Raw genomic sequence first — 19474 nt, 5'->3', positions numbered from 1 at the left:
GCAATGCGTATTACAGAGTCCGTAACTCACGGAAAGTCATAGGGAATTGGTAGTGCTGGGACTCTTCAATAAAAAGACCAATACGTTACTGGGGATCGACATCAGCTCCACGTCGGTGAAGCTGCTGGAACTGAGCCGTCAGGGCGAGCGTTATCGGGTCGAGGCCTACGCGGTAGAGCCGTTGCCGGCCAACGCCGTGGTCGAAAAGAACATCGCCGAACTCGAGGGCGTCGGTCAGGCACTGAGCCGGTTGCTGGTCAAGGCGCGCACCGGAGTCAAGAGCGTGGCGGTGGCGGTGGCCGGTTCGGCGGTGATCACCAAGGTCATCGAGATGGACGCTGGGCTGTCCGACGATGAACTGGAAAACCAGCTCAAGATCGAGGCCGACCAATACATTCCCTATCCGCTGGACGAGGTCGCCATCGACTTCGAGGTCCAGGGCGTCTCGCCGCGCAACCCGGAACGGGTCAACGTGCTCCTCGCCGCCTGTCGCAAGGAGAATGTCGAAGTGCGCGAGGCGGCGCTGGCGCTCGCCGGCCTGACTGCACGGGTGGTCGATGTCGAGGCCTACGCACTTGAGCGCTCGTTCGGCCTGCTGGCGACGCATCTGGCGGCCTCCCAGGAGCGCCTGACGGTGGCGGTGGTCGACATCGGCGCGACCATGACCACCCTCAGCGTCCTGCACAACGGCAAGATCATCTATACCCGCGAGCAACTCTTTGGCGGGCGCCAGCTCACCGAAGAGATCCAGCGCCGCTACGGCCTCACTGTCGAGCAGGCGGGTCTGGCGAAAAAGCAGGGCGGCCTGCCTGATGATTACGTGAGTGAGGTCTTGCAGCCATTTCGCGAGGCGCTGGTGCAGCAGGTGTCGCGTTCTTTGCAGTTCTTCTTCGCCTCCGGCCAGTACAACGCGGTCGACCATATCCTCCTGGCCGGCGGCACCGCTTCGGTACCCGGCCTGGACCGCCTGATCGAACAGCGCCTGAACACGCCGACGCAGGTCGCCAATCCGTTTGCCGACATGGCCCTGGGCAGCAAGGTCAACGCCGGTGCGCTGGCCAGTGATGCGCCCGCATTGATGATCGCCTGCGGGCTCGCGCTCAGGAGTTTCGACTGATGGCGCGAATCAACCTTCTCCCCTGGCGCGAGGAACGTCGCGAAGAACGGCGCAAACGCTTCCTGCTGGTGTTGATCGGCGTGCTGGCCGGTTCGATCGGTGCGGTGCTGATTGCCGATCAGATCATCAGCGCGGCCATCGAGCGGCAGATGGCGCGCAACGATTACATCGGCAAACAGATTGCCGTGGTCGACGAGCGCATCAAGCAGATCAGTGAACTCAAGGCGCGCCGTCAGCAACTGGTCGAGCGCATGCGCATCATCCAGGACCTGCAGGGCAACCGGCAGATCAGTGGGCGGGTCTTCGATCAACTGGCGCGGACGCTGCCGGACGGCGTGTATTTCACCGATGTGAAAATGGCCGGCAAGACCCTGTCCATCAGTGGCGCGGCGGAGTCGAACAACCGGGTTTCCGAGCTCATGCGCAATCTCGACGCGTCCGACTGGTTCGACGCGCCAAGCCTGAATGAGGTCAAGGCCACCAGCGCCGACCAGGTCGAGCAGGCCAACGTCTTCCAGCTGACCGTTCGTCAGACCCAGCCCAAGGTTCTGGAGGACGACCAATGAAAGCCTCCGAGTGGCTGCAAAGCCTGCGCAATATCGATTTCAACGACCTCGACACCAGCAATATCGGCTCGTGGCCGCCTGCGGTAAAAACCCTGTGCGGTGCGCTGGTGATGGTGCTGATCCTTGCGCTTGGCTATTACTTTTTCATCAACGATATGGAAAATCAGCTCGACCTCAAGCGCGAGGAGGAAGTCACTCTCAAGGAGCAATTCGCGAGCAAGGCGCGGCTATCGGCAAATCTTGAGCTGTACACCCAGCAGATGAAGGAAATGGAAAACACCTTCGGCGTGCTGCTGCGGCAATTGCCCAGTGACACCGAAGTGCCGGGCCTGCTCGAGGACATCACTCGCACCGGACTGGGTAGCGGACTGGAGTTCGAAGAAATCAAGCTGCTGCCGGAAGTGACCCAGCCGTTCTACATCGAGTTGCCGATCCAGATCACCGTGACCGGCGCTTATCACGATCTTGCGACCTTCGTCAGCGGCGTCGCCGGGCTGCCGCGAATTGTCACCCTGCACGATTTCGAACTGGCGCCGGCCAATCCCGAGGGCGGGACGAAGCTGCGCATGAGCATCCTCGCCAAGACGTATCGCTACAACGACAAGGGGCTGGAAAAATGACCCCGATTCGTTATCTCGTCCTGCCGATGCTGCTGGCCTTGAGCGGCTGCGGTGGCGGCGATGACTTCAGCGACCTCGACGCTTACCTCAATGAAGTGCGCCTGCGCCCGGCGGGCAAGATTGAACCAACGCCGACATTCCGGTCTTACCCCACATTCACTTACAGCGCCGCCAACCTGCGCAGTCCGTTTTCGCGGCAGGCACGGGTTGATCTGGCCGGGCAGAAGCACGGCTCGCGCAACGTCAAACCCGACCCCAACCGGGTCAAGCAGTACCTTGAAGGGTTCAATATCGAGCAGTTCGAAATGGTCGGCACGATTGCCAATGCCTCGGGCTCGTTTGCGCTGCTGCGCGGCGCGGGCGGAGTGCACCGCCTCAAGGTCGGCGACTATCTGGGCCGCAACGATGGTCGCATCGTCGCCATCAGCGCCACCCAGGTCGATGTCGTCGAGATCGTGCCCGACGGCGCCGGCGCCTGGCTGGAGCGGCCGCGCACCATTCCTTTGAAAGAGCACTCATAGTGGAAGTCGAATAATGAACAGGATTTTCTCCACCCTCGGTTTTTCGCTATGGATAGCGCTGGTGTCACCGATGGTAATGGCGACCAGTCTGAAAGCGCTGGATGTTGCCGCGCTGCCGGGTGACCGTGTCGAGCTGAAGCTGTCGTTCGACGGCCCGCCACCGCAGCCCAAGGGCTACACAACCGAGTCGCCGGCACGCATCGCGCTGGATCTGCCGGGGGTGACCAGCCAGTTGGCCAACAGAAATCTTGATCTGGGCAGCGGCAATGCGCGCACCGCCACGGTAGCCGAAGCCAAGGATCGTACGCGGCTGATTGTCAGCCTGACGCAATTGGCGCCGTACAGCACGCGGGTCGAAGGCAATAATCTGTTCGTGGTGGTTGGTCAGGGCGCCTCCGCGACCGCGCCGCGCCCGGCCGCCGTTGCACCACGTGCCGCCTCGGCCGCTGCGGCGCCCGCGAAATCTTCTGTGCCGCGCAGCCGGGCGATTCGCGGCGTCGATTTCCAGCGCGGCACCGAGGGCGAAGGCAACGTGGTCATCGACCTCTCTGATCCGACCATCGCCCCGGATATCCAGGAGCACGACGGCAAGATCATTCTCAGCTTCGCTCGCACCCAATTGCCGGAAAAACTGCGCGTGCGCCTCGATGTCAAGGACTTCGCCACTCCGGTGCAGTTCGTCAACGCAGCGCTCACCGGCGATCGCACCGTGATCAGTGTCGAGCCCAGCGGCACCTTCGACTATTCCACATTCCAGACCGACAACAAGCTCACTGTGAGCGTTCGTCCGATGAGCGTCGACGACCTGCAAAAGCGCAACGCCGACCGTCAGGCCTACGTCGGCGACAAGCTCTCGCTGAATTTTCAGGACATCGACGTACGCTCCGTGCTGCAACTGATCGCGGACTTCACCAACCTCAACCTCGTGGCGAGCGATACGGTGCAGGGCGGTATCACGTTGCGCCTGCAAAACGTGCCGTGGGATCAGGCGCTGGATCTGGTGCTGAAAACCAAAGGTCTGGACAAGCGCAAGATCGGCAATGTGCTGCTGGTCGCGCCAGCTGATGAAATTGCCGCTCGCGAGCGCCAGGAACTGGAGTCGCAGAAGCAGATCGCCGAGCTGGCGCCATTGCGTCGCGAGCTGCTGCAGGTCAATTACGCCAAGGCGGCGGACATTGCCAAGCTGTTCCAGTCGGTGACCAGTGCCGAGGCCAAGGTCGACGAGCGCGGTTCGATTACCGTCGATGAACGGACCAATAACATCATTGCCTACCAGACCCAGGATCGCCTCGACGAACTTCGGCGGATCGTCGCGCAGCTGGATATTCCGGTACGTCAGGTGATGATCGAGGCGCGCATCGTCGAGGCCAACGTCGATTACGACAAGAGCCTCGGCGTACGCTGGGGCGGCTCGGTGCAGAACAAGGGCAACTGGAACGCCTCCGGGGTCAACGGCTCATCGAGCACCATCGGTACGCCGGGCAGCACCAGCACCAACTCGCCGTTCGTCGACATGGGCACGGTCAACAACACCTCCGGGATCGGTATCGCGTTTATCACCGACAACGTGTTGCTGGATCTGGAGCTGACGGCGATGGAAAAGACCGGCAACGGCGAGATCGTCTCGCAGCCGAAGGTGGTCACCTCGGACAAGGAAACCGCGAAGATCCTCAAAGGCACCGAGATACCGTATCAGGAGGCCAGCTCCAGTGGCGCGACCTCGGTGTCGTTCAAGGAGGCTTCGCTGTCGCTGGAAGTCACCCCGCAGATCACCCCGGACAACCGCATCATCATGGAGGTCAAGGTCACCAAGGATGAGCCCGACTACCTGAACAAAGTGCAGGATGTGCCGCCGATCAAGAAAAACGAGGTCAACGCCAAAGTGCTGGTGAATGACGGCGAGACCATCGTAATCGGCGGTGTTTTTTCAAATACTCAGAGCAAGGTCGTAGATAAGGTGCCATTTCTTGGCGATGTGCCGTATCTTGGCCGCCTTTTCCGGCGTGATGTGGTTTCGGAGAAAAAATCCGAGCTGCTGGTATTTCTCACTCCGCGTATCATGAATAACCAGGCGATTGCTGTGAGTCGTTGATTCTGTGCGAAATTTGATACTTGTAGGACCGATGGGTGCTGGCAAAAGCACCATCGGCCGATTGCTGGCCAAAGAGCTGCGCCTGCCGTTCAAGGATTCCGACAAGGAAATTGAGCTGCGCACGGGTGCCAATATCCCATGGATCTTCGACAAGGAAGGCGAGCCCGGCTTTCGTGACCGTGAGCAGGCGATGATCGCCGAGCTCTGCGCGTTCGATGGCGTGGTGCTGGCGACCGGCGGCGGCGCAGTGATGCGCGATGCCAATCGCAAGGCCCTGCATGAGGGCGGGCGCGTGGTGTATCTGCACGCCTCCGTCGAGCAGCAGGTCGGCCGCACTTCCCGCGATCGCAATCGGCCGCTGCTGCGTACCGCCGATCCGGCGAAAACCCTGCGTGACCTGCTCGAGATCCGTGATCCGCTCTATCGGGAAATTGCCGATCTGGTGGTGGAAACCGACGAGCGGCCGCCGCGCATGGTGGTGCTCGACATTCTTGACCGCCTCGCGCAGCTGCCACCCCGTTAAAGCGTTGCCCGAAATGCGCTATCCTCGGCGTCCTGTCAGCGCCCGCCGAGGGTGTGGCGGATGCCGGGCGAGCGGCGTCATACCGCTACAGGCCGCAGAACACCAATAATTTCAGGGCAGGATGCCTGCTTCCATCTTCACTGTGGGGACACATGCAGACACTCAAGGTCGATCTAGGCGAGCGCAGCTACCCGATTCATATTGGCGAAGGTCTGTTGGATCAGCCGGAACTGCTGGCGCCGCATATCCACGGGCGGCAGGTGGCAATCATCTCCAACGAAACCGTCGCGCCGCTCTATCTCGAACGTCTGACCCGCAGCCTGTCGCAGTTCTCGGTAATCTCGGTGGTGTTGCCCGACGGCGAAGCCTTCAAGAACTGGGAAACCCTGCAACTGATTTTCGATGGCCTGCTGAGCGCCCGTCATGATCGCCGCACCACCGTGATCGCCTTGGGCGGCGGGGTGATCGGCGACATGGCCGGTTTCGCTGCCGCCTGTTATCAGCGCGGTGTCGATTTCATCCAGATTCCTACCACACTGTTGTCGCAGGTCGATTCATCGGTTGGCGGCAAGACCGGCATTAACCATCCGCTGGGCAAGAACATGGTCGGCGCGTTCTATCAGCCGAACGTGGTGCTGATCGATACCGCATCGCTGAAAACCCTGCCCGAACGCGAGTTGTCGGCGGGCCTGGCGGAAGTCATCAAGTACGGCCTGATCTGCGACGAGCCGTTCCTGACCTGGCTGGAAGAAAACGTCGATGCCCTGCGTGCGCTGGATCAAGCCGCGCTGACCTATGCGATCGAGCGTTCCTGCGCGGCCAAGGCTGCGGTGGTCGGCGCCGATGAAAAGGAAACCGGCGTACGCGCCACCCTCAATCTCGGCCACACCTTCGGCCACGCCATCGAAACCCACATGGGCTATGGTGTCTGGCTGCATGGCGAGGCAGTGGCGGCAGGTACCGTGATGGCGCTGGAAATGTCCGCGCGCCTGGGCTGGATCAGCGAGCAGGAGCGTGACCGCGGCATTCGTCTGTTCCAGCGCGCAGGTCTGCCGGTCATTCCACCGACAGAAATGACCGAAGCCGATTTTCTCCAACACATGGCAATTGATAAAAAAGTGATCGACGGTCGTCTGCGCCTGGTGCTGCTGCGCCGGATGGGCGAAGCGGTGGTGACCGACGATTATCCGAAAGAGGTTCTACAGGCCACGCTGGGAGCGGATTACCGCGCCCTGGCTCAGCTTAAAGGTTAAAACGATTCCGATGACTAGTTTGCATGCCGACGAGGCGTTTCTCGGCCATTTCCAGTTAAGTCACGACCCGTTCGCGCCACGGGTGCCGGGCTTCAAATTCTTCCCGGCCCAGCGCAAACCGGTGCTGGGTCAACTGCATCATCTGGCGCGTTACAGCCAGTTGCTGCTGGTGGTCACCGGCCCGCAGGGCAGCGGCAAGACCCTGCTGCGTCAGGCACTGGTGGCCAGCACCAATAAACAATCAGTGCAAAGCGTGGTGGTTTCCGCCCGTGGCGCCGGTGATGCGGCCGGCGTACTGCGCCAGGTGGCGCAGGCGCTGGATGTCGCCCAGGCCGAGGTCGGCGCGATTCTCGAGCAGGTGGTGCAACTGGGTCTGACCGGGCAGGAAGTCTATCTGCTGGTGGACGACGCCGAGCAGCTCGACGAGTCGGCGCTGGAAGCGTTGATGGCGCTGGGTGCGGGCACGCCGGAAGGTCGTCCGCATGTGTTCCTGTTCGGCGAGTCGTCGCTGATCGCTCAGCTCGAGGCGTTGCAGCTCGAAGAAGAGCGTTTCCATGTCATCGAATTGCAGCCGTACACCGAAGAAGAGACCCGCGAATATCTCGACCAGCGGCTGGAAGGCGCGGGCCGCGGTGTCGAACTTTTCACTGCAGATCAGATCTCTGATATTCACGAAAGCTCCGAGGGTTGGCCGGGCAACATCAACCAGGTCGCTCGCGATGCACTGATCGAAGTCATGATTGCCAGCCGCTCTGCGGTCAAGCGTCCAAGTATGGGGTTCAACATGCCGAAGAAACACGTATTGGCGATTTCCGCCGTCGTTGTGGTCGCGGTTGCCGCCGCCTGGCTGATGCCGGGTCGCAGCAAGGCACCGACCACCGGTGCTCCGGCCAATGAACAGGCGCAACTGCCATTGGGTCAGGGTGCAGCGAATGGCGCCAACCCGTCCGTCGAATTCGCCGGCAACACCCAGCCGATGCCGCTGCCATTGGTCGGTAACTCGCAGCCGGTCATGCGTGGCCCGCTGGCCGAAGCCGCCGGTGGCATCACCGAAGGCGACGACGGCGTGCCACTGGAAGGCTCCAGCGATACCCCGCCAACCGTGACCACCTCCGCACCGCCTGCAGGCGTTCCGGCCGGCCCTGCGCCGACGCCGGTTCCGACTCCAGCGGCCAAGCCGGTGCCAACCCCGGCGCCGACGCAGATCGCCACGGCCAAGCCTGCTCCGGCCACCCCAGCGCCAGCCGCGAAACCGGCACCGACTCCTGCTCCGGCCAAACCGGCCACCGCCGCCAACCCTGCCGACAAGCCAGTCACGGTTGCCAAGGCCGCCGGTGGCAGCTGGTACGCCGGTCAGCCGACCAGCAACTATGTCGTGCAGATCCTCGGCACCAGCTCGGAAACCGCCGCGCAGAACTTCGTCAAGGAGCAGGGCGGCGAGTACCGTTATTTCAAGAAAGTCCTCAACGGCAAGCCGCTTTACGTGATCACCTACGGCAACTTCGCCAGTCGTGATGCGGCCGTTTCTGCCATCAAGGCCTTGCCAGCGAAGGTTCAGGCTGGTAAACCTTGGCCTCGCACTGTCGCCAGCGTCCAACAGGAACTGGCAACAACTCGCTGAAGATTCGGCGGCCTTACCCAGGCCGCCTCTCCCGGCACCTCAAAATCTCCACGAGTGCGCGCTTCCTGAAAAGGTCGCGTGCCTTGTGGTGTCTGCGTCACAGTAGTTTTTGAGTCGTTGCGGTCAGAATTTAAAAAAGTTTTGACTAGCACAGCAGATCGCTTTAAACCTTTCACAAATGCGACATGAATTTGCGACAGTTCGTCGTCAAATTTGTGAGCCTCTGTGTCGCTGTGTACAATGACCACCCTTTTGCCCCCGCTAAGCCGGCGTACGTTCGGCGCGGAGCGCAAGTGGTTGAATTGAAAAGAAATTTGCCTCGAGTAGAGGCAGCCTGGTGAGAAAGTGTCTATGAAAGCAGGTCTGTACCAACCAGATGAATTCAAGGATAACTGCGGTTTCGGCCTGATAGCTCATATGCAGGGCGAGCCCAGTCATACCCTTTTGCAAACGGCCATCGAGGCCCTGACCTGCATGACCCACCGCGGTGGGATTAATGCCGACGGCAAGACCGGTGACGGTTGCGGTCTGCTGATTCAAAAACCCGACGCCTTCCTGCGAGCCATTGCCCAGGAGAGCTTCGGCGTCGAAATGCCCAAGCAATATGCAGTGGGCATGGTGTTCTTCAATCAGGATCCGGCCAAGGCCGAAGCTGCTCGCGAGAACATGAACCGCGAGATCCTCGCAGAAGGCCTGCAACTGATCGGCTGGCGCAAAGTGCCGATCGACACCAGCGTCCTCGGCCGCCTGGCCCTTGAGCGCCTGCCGCAGATCGAGCAGGTCTACATTGGCGGCGAAGGCCTGAGCGATCAGGACATGGCAGTGAAGCTGTTCAGCGCCCGTCGCCGTTCGTCGGTGGCCAACGCCGCTGACACCGACCACTACATCTGCAGCTTTTCGCACAAGACCATCATCTATAAGGGCCTGATGATGCCGGCCGATCTGGCCGCGTTCTATCCGGACCTGAGTGACGAGCGCCTGCAAACCGCAATCTGCGTGTTCCACCAGCGCTTCTCCACCAACACCCTACCGAAATGGCCGCTGGCGCAGCCGTTCCGCTTCCTCGCCCACAACGGCGAAATCAACACCATCACCGGTAACCGCAACTGGGCGCAGGCCCGTCGGACCAAGTTCACCAACGATCTGATGGATCTGGAAGAACTCGGCCCGCTGGTCAACCGTGTCGGTTCCGACTCCTCAAGCATGGACAACATGCTCGAACTGATGGTCACCGGCGGCATCGACCTGTTCCGTGGCGTGCGGATGATCATTCCGCCTGCGTGGCAGAACGTCGAAACCATGGACCCGGATCTGCGTGCGTTCTACGAGTACAACTCGATGCACATGGAACCGTGGGACGGCCCGGCCGGCGTGGTGATGACCGACGGTCGCTACGCGGTGTGCCTGCTCGACCGTAACGGTCTGCGCCCGGCGCGCTGGGTCACCACCAAGAACGGTTTCATCACCCTCGCCTCGGAAATTGGCGTGTGGAACTACCAGCCTGAAGACGTGCTCGCCAAGGGCCGCGTCGGGCCGGGTCAGATCTTCGCCGTGGACACCGAAACCGGGCAGATCCTCGACACCGATGCGATCGACAACCGTCTGAAATCCCGTCATCCATACAAGCAATGGCTGCGCAAGAATGCCCTGCGCATTCAGGCGACCATGGAAGACAACGACCACGGTTCGGCTTTCTACGACGTCGATCAGCTCAAGCAATACATGAAGATGTATCAGGTCACGTTCGAAGAGCGTGATCAGGTGCTGCGCCCGCTGGGCGAGCAAGGCTACGAAGCCGTCGGCTCGATGGGCGACGACACGCCGATGGCAGTGCTGTCCCAGCGTGTGCGCACGCCGTACGACTATTTCCGCCAGCAGTTCGCGCAGGTGACCAACCCGCCGATCGACCCGCTGCGTGAAGCGATCGTGATGTCGCTGGAAATCTGCCTCGGCGCCGAGCGCAACATCTTCCAGGAGTCGCCGGAACACGCCTCGCGCGTGATCCTCAGCTCGCCGGTTATTTCCCCGGCCAAGTGGCGCTCGCTGATGAACCTCGACCGTCGGGGTTTCGAACGGGCGATCATCGACCTCAACTACGACGAAAGCGTTGGCCTCGAAGCGGCGATCCGCAATGTTGCCGATCAGGCTGAAGAAGCCGTGCGCGCCGGGCGTACCCAGATCGTCCTCAGCGACCGTCATATCGCTCCGGGCAAGTTGCCGATCCACGCTTCCCTGGCGACTGGTGCAGTGCACCACCGTCTGACCGAAAAAGGCTTGCGTTGCGATTCCAACATCCTTGTGGAAACCGCCACCGCCCGTGACCCGCATCACTTCGCCGTGCTGATCGGTTTCGGCGCCTCGGCTGTCTATCCGTTCCTGGCCTACGAAGTGCTGGGCGACCTGATCCGTACCGGTGAAGTACTGGGCGACCTCTACGAGGTGTTCAAGAACTACCGCAAGGGCATTACCAAAGGTCTGCTGAAGATCCTCTCGAAGATGGGTATTTCGACCATCGCTTCGTACCGTGGGGCGCAGCTGTTCGAGGCTATTGGCCTGTCCGAAGAAGTCTGCGAATTGAGCTTCCGCGGCGTGCCGAGCCGTATCAAGGGCGCGCGTTTCGTCGACATCGAAGCCGAGCAGAAGGCCCTCGCCGTCGAAGCCTGGAGCCCGCGCAAGCCGATCCAGCAGGGCGGTCTGCTGAAGTTCGTCCACGGTGGCGAATATCACGCGTACAACCCGGACGTGGTCAACACCTTGCAAGCCGCAGTGCAGCAGGGCGACTACGCCAAGTTCAAGGAATACACCTCGCTGGTGGACAACCGGCCGGTGTCGATGATTCGTGACCTGTTCAAGGTCAAGACCCTCGACACGCCGCTGGACATCAGTGAAATCGAACCGCTGGAATCGGTGCTCAAGCGCTTCGACTCCGCCGGTATCTCGCTGGGCGCACTGTCGCCGGAAGCTCACGAAGCCCTGGCCGAAGCCATGAACCGCCTCGGCGCGCGTTCCAACTCCGGCGAAGGTGGTGAAGATCCGGCGCGTTACGGCACCATCAAGAGCTCGAAAATCAAACAGGTCGCCACTGGCCGTTTCGGTGTAACCCCGGAATACCTGGTCAACGCCGAAGTGCTGCAGATCAAGGTCGCCCAGGGTGCCAAACCGGGTGAGGGCGGGCAACTGCCGGGCGGCAAGGTCAACGGACTGATCGCCAAGCTGCGTTACGCAGTGCCGGGCGTGACCCTGATTTCGCCGCCGCCGCACCACGACATCTATTCGATCGAAGACTTGTCGCAGCTGATCTTTGACTTGAAACAGGTCAACCCGCAGGCGCTGGTTTCGGTGAAGCTCGTAGCAGAAGCGGGCGTTGGCACCATCGCCGCCGGTGTGGCCAAGGCCTATGCGGACCTGATCACCATCTCCGGTTACGACGGTGGCACCGGTGCTTCGCCGCTGACCTCGATCAAGTACGCCGGAGCACCGTGGGAACTCGGCCTGGCTGAAACCCACCAGACCCTGCGCGGCAATGACCTGCGCGGCAAGGTCCGGGTGCAGACCGACGGCGGCCTGAAAACCGGCCTCGACGTGATCAAAGCCGCGATCCTCGGCGCCGAAAGCTTCGGCTTCGGCACCGCGCCGATGATCGCGCTGGGCTGCAAATACTTGCGCATCTGCCACCTGAACAACTGCGCCACCGGCGTTGCCACGCAGAACGAAAAGCTGCGCAAGGATCACTACATCGGCACCGTCGACATGGTGGTGAATTTCTTCACCTATGTCGCCGAAGAGACCCGTGAGTGGCTGGCCAAGCTTGGCGTGCGCTCCCTCGAAGAGCTGATCGGTCGCACCGATCTGTTGGAAATCCTCGAAGGCCAGACCGCCAAGCAACATCACCTGGACCTGACGCCGCTGTTGGGCAGCGATCACGTCCCGGCGGACAAACCGCAGTTCTGCGGCGTTGAGCGCAACCCGCCGTTCGACAAAGGCCTGCTGGCGGAGAAGATGGTCGAGCTGGCCTCGTCGGCGATCAACGACCTCAGCGGCGCCGAGTTCGAGCTGGACATCTGCAACTGCGACCGTTCGATCGGCGCGCGGATCTCCGGCGAAATCGCGCGCAAGCACGGCAACCAGGGCATGGCCAAGGCGCCGATCACCTTCCGTTTCAAAGGCACGGCCGGGCAGAGCTTCGGTGTGTGGAACGCCGGCGGTCTGAACATGTACCTGGAAGGCGACGCCAACGACTACGTCGGCAAAGGCATGACCGGTGGCAAGCTGGTCATCGTGCCGCCGAAGGGCAGCGTCTATAAAACTCAGGAAAGCGCCATCATCGGCAACACCTGCCTGTACGGTGCCACTGGCGGCAAGCTGTTCGCCGCCGGCACCGCGGGCGAGCGCTTCGCCGTGCGTAACTCGGGTGCCCACACCGTCGTGGAAGGCACTGGCGATCACTGCTGCGAGTACATGACCGGTGGTTTCGTCTGTGTGCTGGGCAAGACCGGTTACAACTTCGGCTCTGGCATGACCGGTGGTTTCGCCTACGTGCTCGATCAGGACAACACCTTCGTTGACCGGGTCAACCACGAACTGGTGGAGATCCAGCGGATCAGCGGCGAGGCGATGGAAGCCTACCGCAGCCACCTGCAGAACGTGCTGAACGAGTACGTCGCCGAAACCGACAGCGAGTGGGGTCGTGAACTCGCCGAGAATCTCGATGATTACGTGCGTCGTTTCTGGCTGGTCAAACCGAAGGCAGCGAGTCTGAAATCTCTGCTCTCCAGTACTCGTGCGAGTCCGCAGTAACGACGCAGCTGCAAGTCACTAGCTTCAAGCGACAAGCTGAAGCTAGTACGCGTTGTACCGGACTAATGTGATTTTCTTGCAGCTTGAAGCTTGTAGCTTGGAGCTGTCGTGTAAGAGGTTTTAGTAATGGCTGAACGTCTGAATAACGACTTCCAGTTCATCGATGTCGGGCGCAAGGATCCGAAGAAGAAACTGTTGCGTCAACGCAAGAAAGAGTTCGTCGAAATCTACGAACCGTTCAAACCCCAGCAGTCGGCCGATCAGGCCCACCGCTGTCTGGGTTGCGGCAACCCGTATTGCGAATGGAAGTGCCCGGTGCACAACTTCATTCCCAACTGGCTGAAACTGGTGGCCGAGGGCAACATCCTCCAGGCCGCCGAGCTGTCGCACCAGACCAACACCCTGCCGGAAGTCTGCGGCCGGGTGTGCCCGCAGGATCGTCTGTGCGAGGGCGCCTGCACCCTCAACGACGGCTTCGGCGCGGTGACCATCGGTTCGGTCGAGAAGTACATTACCGACACCGCGTTCGCCATGGGCTGGCGCCCGGACATGTCCAAGGTCAAACCGACCGGCAAGCGTGTTGCAATCATCGGCGCGGGCCCGGCGGGCCTCGGTTGTGCCGACGTGCTGGTGCGCGGCGGTGTGACCCCGGTGGTGTTCGACAAGAACCCGGAAATCGGTGGCTTGCTGACCTTCGGCATCCCGGAGTTCAAGCTTGAGAAGACCGTGCTGAGCAATCGTCGCGAAGTCTTCACCGGCATGGGCATCGAGTTCCGTCTCAACACCGAAGTCGGCAAAGACGTGACCATGGAACAACTGCTCGGCGAGTACGATGCAGTGTTCATGGGCATGGGCACCTACACCTACATGAAGGGCGGTTTTGCCGGTGAGGATCTGCCGGGCGTTTACGACGCGCTGGATTTCCTCATCGCCAACGTCAACCGCAACCTGGGCTTTGAAAAGTCGCCGGAAGATTTCGTCGACATGAAAGGCAAGAAGGTCGTGGTCCTTGGTGGTGGCGACACGGCGATGGACTGCAATCGCACCTCGATCCGCCAGGGCGCCAAGTCGGTGACCTGCGCCTATCGTCGTGACGAAGCGAACATGCCCGGCTCGCGCAAAGAGGTGAAGAACGCCAAGGAAGAAGGCGTGAAATTCCTCTACAACCGCCAGCCGATCGCCATCGTCGGCGAGGACAAGGTCGAAGGCGTGAAAGTGGTCGAGACCCGTCTCGGCGAACCGGACGCCCGTGGCCGTCGCAGCCCCGAGCCGATCCCGGGTTCCGAAGAGATCATCCCGGCCGACGCCGTGGTCATCGCTTTCGGCTTCCGCCCGAGCCCGGCGCCGTGGTTCGAACAGTTCGAAATCCAGACCGACAGCCAGGGGCGCGTTGTTGCGCCTGAGCAGGGTCAGTACAAGCACCAGACCAGCAACCCGAAAATCTTCGCCGGTGGCGACATGGTGCGCGGTTCCGACCTGGTGGTGACGGCGATCTTCGAAGGGCGCAATGCCGCTGAAGGGATCCTCGATTACCTGGGCGTCTAACCCCGGCGCCTGAGCCAAACGCAATAACCCTGTGGGAGCGAGCCTGCTCGCGAAAGCGGTCTGTCAGCCAACTTCAATGTTGGATGTGCCGGCCTCTTCGCGAGCAGGCTCGCTCCCACAGTTGTTTCTCTGTGTTGCTGATAGCGCATTCCAACGCAATAAATTGACTCGATAGACAAAAGGCTGCCCTGCATCCGTGCCTTTTGCCTCGCGCTCTGAGAAAATGCCCGCACTTTTTTTCCGGATGCCGACATGACTGCCCTGAAGAACGACCGTTTCCTCCGCGCCCTGCTCAAGCAACCCGTTGACGTCACCCCTGTGTGGATGATGCGCCAGGCCGGTCGCTACCTGCCGGAGTACCGCGCCAGCCGCGCACACGCCGGCGACTTCATGAGCCTGTGCATGAATCCGGAATTCGCCTGCGAAGTCACGCTGCAACCGCTCGATCGCTACCCGCAACTGGACGCGGCGATCCTGTTTTCCGACATCCTCACCATCCCCGATGCCATGGGCCAGGGCCTGTACTTCGAGACCGGTGAAGGCCCGCGCTTCAAGAAAGTCGTCAGCACCCTCGCTGACATCGAAGCGTTGCCGATCCCCGATCCGCACAAAGACCTCGGCTACGTCATGGACGCGGTCAGCACTATCCGCCGTGAACTCAACGGTCGCGTACCGCTGATCGGCTTCTCCGGCAGCCCATGGACGCTGGCGACCTACATGGTTGAAGGCGGTTCGTCGAAAGACTTCCGCAAGACCAAGGCCATGCTCTACGACAATCCGCAAGCCATGCACCTGCTGCTCGACAAGCTGGCGCAGTCGGTGACCGCGTACCTCAACGGCCAGATCATGGCCGGTGCGCAAGCGGTGCAGATCTTCGATACCTGGGGCGGCAACCTGTCGGCAGCGGCGTATCAGGAATTCTCGCTGGCCTACATGAAGAAAATCGTCAGCGGCCTGATCCGCGAGAACGACGGGCGCAAAGTGCCGGTGATCCTCTTCACCAAAAACGGCGGCCTGTGGCTGGAAAGCATCGCCGAAGCCGGCGCTGACGCCCTCGGCCTGGACTGGACCTGCGACATCGGCAACGCCCGCGCCCGCGTCGGCGACAAGGTCGCACTGCAAGGCAACATGGACCCGACGGTGCTCTACGCCAAACCGGAAGCGATCCGCACTGAAGTCGGGCGCATTCTGGCCAGCTACGGCAAGGGCAGTGGCCACGTGTTCAACCTCGGCCACGGCATCACCCCTGAGGTGGATCCGGAACATGCCGGCGCGTTCCTGCGTGCGGTGCATGAGCTGTCGGCGCAGTATCACGAGTGATCAGCGCACAATAAAAAACGCCCGGCTTATGCCGGGCGTTTTCTTTTGCACGATCTAATGTCGTACCCAAGTCAACTGTGGGAGCGAGCCTGCTCGCGAAAGCGGTGTGTCATTCAACACTGATGTTGCCTGACACAGTGCATTCGCGAGCAGGCTCGCTCCCACAGGGTTTTATGTCAGGCTTTGACACCCTGCAACGGCGGCAGCTTCGCCAGCTTCAGTGCCACCAGCAGCGCGATCAGCAACAACGCACCGATAAACAAGCCAATCCCGTTCCACCCGCCCAGATGCCAGAACACCCCGCCCGCCGTCCCGGCAATGCTCGACCCGGCGTAATAACTGAACAGGTACAGCGACGAGGCCTGTCCCTTGGCCGTCAACGCCCGCCGGCCGATCCAACTGCTCGCCACCGAGTGCGCGGCAAAGAAGCCGAAGGTGAACACCAGCATGCCGATGATCACCAGCAACAGAGGCGTGAACATCGTCAGTGCCAGTCCGGCGAACATCAGTGCAATCGTCGCCCAGAGCACTTTGCGCCGGCCCAGTTTGTCTGCCAGCGAACCGATCTTCGCCGAGCTGTAGATACCCGAGAGATAGACCACCGAGAGCAAACCGACAAATACTTGATCGAGGTTGTACGGCGCGGCCAGCAAGCGATAACCGATGTAGTTGAACAGCGTGACAAACGCGCCCATCAGCACAAACGCTTCGAAAAACAGCAGCGGCAGCCCGGCGTCGCGAAAGTGCATGGTGAAGCCATCGAGCAGACTGCGCGGGTGCAGTGAGCGGGAACGGAAGTTGCGCGACTCCGGGAGGATCTTCCAGAACACCGCTGCGGCGATCATTGCCATACCGCCAATCACCAACATCGCCGTATGCCAGCTGACGAAGTCGATCAACACGCCGGTGATCAAACGTCCGCTCATCCCACCGATCGCGTTGCCGCCGATGTACAAACCCATCGCCAGGCCGATGTGCTGTGGATGAATTTCCTCGCTCAGATAAGTCATCGCCACTGCGGCCAGACCGCTCAACGACAGGCCGATCAGCGCGCGCATGATCAGCACGCCGTGCCAGCTCGGCATCATCGAACTGGCGATGGTGCACAACGCGGCAGCGAACAATGCCGCGACCATCACCGGTTTACGGCCGATGCGGTCGGAAATCGGCCCGGTGATCAGCAGACCGAAGGCCAGCATGCCGGTCGCCACCGAGAGGATCAGGCTGCTCTGCGCCGCATTGATCCCGTATTCGTGGGAGAGCAGCGGCATCATCGGTTGCACGCAGTAGAGCAGGGCAAACGTCGCAAAGCCGCCACAGAACAGCGCCAGCACGGTGCGCATGAACGCCGGCGTGCCTTTTTCGATGTAGATCTCCTGCAGCTCGGCGAGGGCATCGTCGCCGGCAGAGGACGGGACTTCGTGGGCAAGGGGCGCGACAGCAGTTTTCACTTCAGACCTCGGAAAGCACAGCCGGGCAGGCAATGAAAAAAATCATATAGCTGGCTAATGTTTCTATCCAATATATTGTTCGACCTGTTTGATAGCTTTTGCGACCTAATGGATATCCAATGGAATTACGTCATCTGCGTTACTTCATCGCCGTCGCCGAAGAACTGCATTTCGGCCGCGCCGCGCAGGTGCTGGGCATCTCCCAGCCACCGCTGAGCCAGCAGATTCAGGCGCTGGAGCAGCAGCTCGGCGCGCGATTGTTCGAGCGCACCAATCGTCGGGTCGAGTTGAGCGAGGCGGGCAGGTTGTTTTTGCAAGAGGCGCGGCTGGTGCTGGCGCAGGTCGACAAAGCGGCGGACGTCGCCCGCCGCGCGCAACTTGGCGAGCTTGGCGAATTGAAGATTGGCTTCACTTCGTCGGCGCCGTTCAACTCGACGATTCCGCAGGCGATTTTCTCGTTTCGCCAGCGCTTTCCAGCTGTGCATCTGAACCTGCGCGAGATGAGCAGCACCATGGTCGCCGATGCCTTGGTCGACGAGTCGATCGAAGTCGGCATCATGCGCCCGCTCGGATTGCCGGATTCACTGAGTGTTGTGGAGCTGATGCGTGAGCCGTTGGTGGCGGTGCTCAGTTCCAAGCATCCACTGGCCCAAGGTAGCGATGAAGGCCTGTTTCTCTCGGCGCTGGCGCTGGAGCCGTTCGTGTTCTTTCCGCGCAGCTACGGCAGCGGGCTTTATGCGCAACTGCTCAGTCTGGCCCGTGACGCCGGCTTCAGCCCGCACTTTGCCCAAGAGGCGGGGGAGGCGATGACTATCATCGGTCTGGTCGCAGCGGGCCTCGGTGTGTCGGTGCTGCCGGCGTCCTACCAACGCATGCGCATCGACGGCGTGGTCTACCGCCCGCTGCTCGATCCCGAGGCAATTTCAGCGGTATGGCTGGTGCAGCGCAAGGACCAGAAATCGCCGATGGCCAGGGCGTTTGTCGAACTGCTTACGTACAAGGTTGAGCCACTGACGGTGTGAAGGCGGCTGGCGCTTTCGCGAGCAGGCTCGCTCCCACAATTGATCTGGGTTTCCACCGAAATTGTGTATGTCTCCCAACTCCTGTGGGAGCGAGCCTGCTCGCGAAGAGGCCGGAAGCAGCACACTCTGTGGTCAGTGATCATTTCTGAATCATACGAAGTTAGGGGGTTTCCTACACCGGTTCCGGAAACCTCTGTCTTGTCGGCATTCCTGATCGTCGCTAATTTGTCTTTCTCGTCACTTCTCGAAGAGAACCATGATCGAAAAATTCACGCGTTGGGACTCCGCCGATTTTTTGCTGACGGATGCGGACCTGAAAGATTATCTGGAGGCTTGTATGGACGAAGCAGGAGATGATGACCGGTTCATTGTCAAAGCGCGTGAAACCATAGAGCGAGCGCATCTTAAAATTATGAGTAACTATCCCGAAAGGGGCTTTTGAGACTCTGAGAATCCTGGGTAACCAGCCTTCGCAGAGCCAGGCAGGTAACCGGCGATGACAAGCCAACCTGTCTGTGAAAGGGCGCCAAACGGCGCCCTTCGTCGTTTTTGGCGTTTACTGAACCTTCGCCAGATCACCCTTCAGCGCAACGCCCGCCATGATCGCGCCGGCGTGGCATTCGTAGGTTTGCGCGTCCTTGCGCTCGTTGCGCTTGTAGAAGCTGACGATGTTGGTCACGGCGTTGGCGCCGGCGTTTTTCGCGGCCTGGTGCAGGCTGATGATTGCCGATTGGGCGACCCACTCGCAGGCGACTTCGTCGGATTTGTTGAAGGCGTTGGTTTTCTTGTTGGTCACGGCGTCGGGGCTGACCACGGTGACTTTGCCGGCCGGGGTGTTGCCGGCCAAATAGAATTTCACGCTGCCATCGATCTTGCCCGAGCGGGTGGCCTCGGCGACGGCTTTGTCGAATGGCAGGTAGACCGCCGTGTCGCGGGCCTGGCTGACTGCTGGCAGGGCGCAAAGCAGCAGGGTGACGGCGGCGAGTTTGTGGAAGTGCATGAAGGTCTCCTTGACCTGGATTGATT

15 protein-coding genes are annotated in these 19474 nt (G+C 61.0%); 13 read left to right on the top strand and 2 right to left on the bottom strand.

Annotated elements, in window-relative coordinates:
• The first annotated feature begins 52 nt into the window (after window positions 1-52).
• From GXB78_RS01280 to hemE, 11 genes are all read left to right on the top strand, one after another.
• The gene (locus GXB78_RS01280) at window positions 53-1117 is read left to right on the top strand and encodes a pilus assembly protein PilM (RefSeq protein WP_329513834.1); all 1065 of its coding nucleotides are present in this window, start codon (window positions 53-55) and stop codon (window positions 1115-1117) included.
• A complete protein-coding gene (locus tag GXB78_RS01275) occupies window positions 1117-1683 on the top strand; it encodes a PilN domain-containing protein (protein WP_329513833.1) in 567 nt (188 codons plus the stop codon). The genes GXB78_RS01280 and GXB78_RS01275 overlap by 1 nt, the downstream gene beginning before the upstream one ends.
• A complete protein-coding gene (gene pilO / locus GXB78_RS01270) occupies window positions 1680-2303 on the top strand; it encodes a type 4a pilus biogenesis protein PilO (RefSeq protein ID WP_329513832.1) in 624 nt (207 codons plus the stop codon). The genes GXB78_RS01275 and pilO overlap by 4 nt, the downstream gene beginning before the upstream one ends.
• On the top strand, window positions 2300-2824 hold the full coding sequence (locus tag GXB78_RS01265) for a pilus assembly protein PilP (protein WP_329513831.1): 525 nt from the start codon (window positions 2300-2302) through the stop codon (window positions 2822-2824). Before pilO ends, GXB78_RS01265 begins: the two co-directional genes overlap by 4 nt.
• Before the next feature lie 13 nt (window positions 2825-2837).
• Window positions 2838-4916, top strand: coding sequence for a type IV pilus secretin PilQ (gene pilQ, locus GXB78_RS01260; RefSeq protein WP_329513830.1), 2079 nt, complete (start codon window positions 2838-2840; stop codon window positions 4914-4916).
• 4 nt (window positions 4917-4920) lie between these two features.
• Window positions 4921-5439, top strand: a complete 519-nt coding sequence (gene aroK, locus GXB78_RS01255) for a shikimate kinase AroK (protein ID WP_024011270.1) — start codon at window positions 4921-4923, stop codon at window positions 5437-5439.
• 152 nt (window positions 5440-5591) lie between these two features.
• Window positions 5592-6692, top strand: a complete 1101-nt coding sequence (gene aroB, locus GXB78_RS01250; RefSeq protein WP_329513829.1) for a 3-dehydroquinate synthase — start codon at window positions 5592-5594, stop codon at window positions 6690-6692.
• 10 nt (window positions 6693-6702) lie between these two features.
• The gene (locus GXB78_RS01245) at window positions 6703-8313 is read left to right on the top strand and encodes an AAA family ATPase (protein WP_329513828.1); all 1611 of its coding nucleotides are present in this window, start codon (window positions 6703-6705) and stop codon (window positions 8311-8313) included.
• Window positions 8314-8664: 351 nt separating this feature from the next.
• Window positions 8665-13110 (top strand): glutamate synthase large subunit, encoded by a 4446-nt coding sequence (gene gltB / locus GXB78_RS01240; RefSeq protein ID WP_329513827.1) that lies wholly within the window; start codon window positions 8665-8667, stop codon window positions 13108-13110.
• Window positions 13111-13236: 126 nt separating this feature from the next.
• Complete coding sequence (locus tag GXB78_RS01235) at window positions 13237-14655, top strand: FAD-dependent oxidoreductase (RefSeq protein WP_008077243.1); 1419 nt, start codon at window positions 13237-13239, stop codon at window positions 14653-14655.
• Window positions 14656-14907: 252 nt separating this feature from the next.
• Window positions 14908-15975 carry a uroporphyrinogen decarboxylase gene (gene hemE, locus GXB78_RS01230; RefSeq protein ID WP_329513826.1) on the top strand — a complete coding sequence of 356 codons (1068 nt, stop codon included), beginning with the start codon at window positions 14908-14910 and terminating at the stop codon, window positions 15973-15975.
• Between the two features lie 176 nt (window positions 15976-16151).
• Here the strand turns inward: hemE and GXB78_RS01225 are convergent, their stop codons facing one another.
• Entirely contained in the window at window positions 16152-17426 is a 1275-nt protein-coding gene (locus GXB78_RS01225) for an MFS transporter (RefSeq protein ID WP_329513825.1), read from the bottom strand.
• 119 nt (window positions 17427-17545) lie between these two features.
• Here GXB78_RS01225 and GXB78_RS01220 point away from each other — a divergent pair, with 119 nt between their 5' ends.
• Together GXB78_RS01220 and GXB78_RS01215 are read left to right on the top strand one after the other, a co-directional pair.
• Entirely contained in the window at window positions 17546-18448 is a 903-nt protein-coding gene (locus tag GXB78_RS01220; RefSeq protein WP_329513824.1) for a LysR family transcriptional regulator, read from the top strand.
• A 256-nt stretch (window positions 18449-18704) separates the two neighbouring features.
• Window positions 18705-18890 (top strand): transcriptional regulator, encoded by a 186-nt coding sequence (locus GXB78_RS01215; RefSeq protein WP_329513823.1) that lies wholly within the window; start codon window positions 18705-18707, stop codon window positions 18888-18890.
• 114 nt (window positions 18891-19004) lie between these two features.
• On the opposite strand, the gene GXB78_RS01210 is transcribed toward GXB78_RS01215, so the two are convergent.
• Window positions 19005-19448 carry a hypothetical protein gene (locus tag GXB78_RS01210; protein WP_064363258.1) on the bottom strand — a complete coding sequence of 148 codons (444 nt, stop codon included), beginning with the start codon at window positions 19446-19448 and terminating at the stop codon, window positions 19005-19007.
• Between the last annotated feature and the right edge of the window lie 26 nt (window positions 19449-19474).

Origin of the sequence: Pseudomonas moraviensis subsp. stanleyae, from assembly GCF_036283065.1 — a bacterium.
GTDB classification, from domain to species: domain Bacteria; phylum Pseudomonadota; class Gammaproteobacteria; order Pseudomonadales; family Pseudomonadaceae; genus Aquipseudomonas; species Aquipseudomonas stanleyae.
Note: the sequence above shows the minus strand (reverse complement) of the source record. Positions and strands in the feature narration are given on the sequence as shown.

Excerpts from the sequence above, each read along its gene's own strand:
- GXB78_RS01275 (WP_329513833.1), top strand. The coding sequence starts at position 1,117 with ATGGCGCGAATCAACCTTCTCCCCTGGCGCGAGGAACGTCGCGAAGAA.
- pilO (WP_329513832.1), top strand. The coding sequence starts at position 1,680 with ATGAAAGCCTCCGAGTGGCTGCAAAGCCTGCGCAATATCGATTTCAAC.
- GXB78_RS01265 (WP_329513831.1), top strand. The coding sequence starts at position 2,300 with ATGACCCCGATTCGTTATCTCGTCCTGCCGATGCTGCTGGCCTTGAGC.
- pilQ (WP_329513830.1), top strand. The coding sequence starts at position 2,838 with ATGAACAGGATTTTCTCCACCCTCGGTTTTTCGCTATGGATAGCGCTG.
- aroB (WP_329513829.1), top strand. The coding sequence starts at position 5,592 with ATGCAGACACTCAAGGTCGATCTAGGCGAGCGCAGCTACCCGATTCAT.
- GXB78_RS01245 (WP_329513828.1), top strand. The coding sequence starts at position 6,703 with ATGACTAGTTTGCATGCCGACGAGGCGTTTCTCGGCCATTTCCAGTTA.
- gltB (WP_329513827.1), top strand. The coding sequence starts at position 8,665 with ATGAAAGCAGGTCTGTACCAACCAGATGAATTCAAGGATAACTGCGGT.
- GXB78_RS01235 (WP_008077243.1), top strand. The coding sequence starts at position 13,237 with ATGGCTGAACGTCTGAATAACGACTTCCAGTTCATCGATGTCGGGCGC.
- hemE (WP_329513826.1), top strand. The coding sequence starts at position 14,908 with ATGACTGCCCTGAAGAACGACCGTTTCCTCCGCGCCCTGCTCAAGCAA.
- GXB78_RS01220 (WP_329513824.1), top strand. The coding sequence starts at position 17,546 with ATGGAATTACGTCATCTGCGTTACTTCATCGCCGTCGCCGAAGAACTG.
- GXB78_RS01215 (WP_329513823.1), top strand. The coding sequence starts at position 18,705 with ATGATCGAAAAATTCACGCGTTGGGACTCCGCCGATTTTTTGCTGACG.
- GXB78_RS01210 (WP_064363258.1), bottom strand. The coding sequence starts at position 19,448 with ATGCACTTCCACAAACTCGCCGCCGTCACCCTGCTGCTTTGCGCCCTG.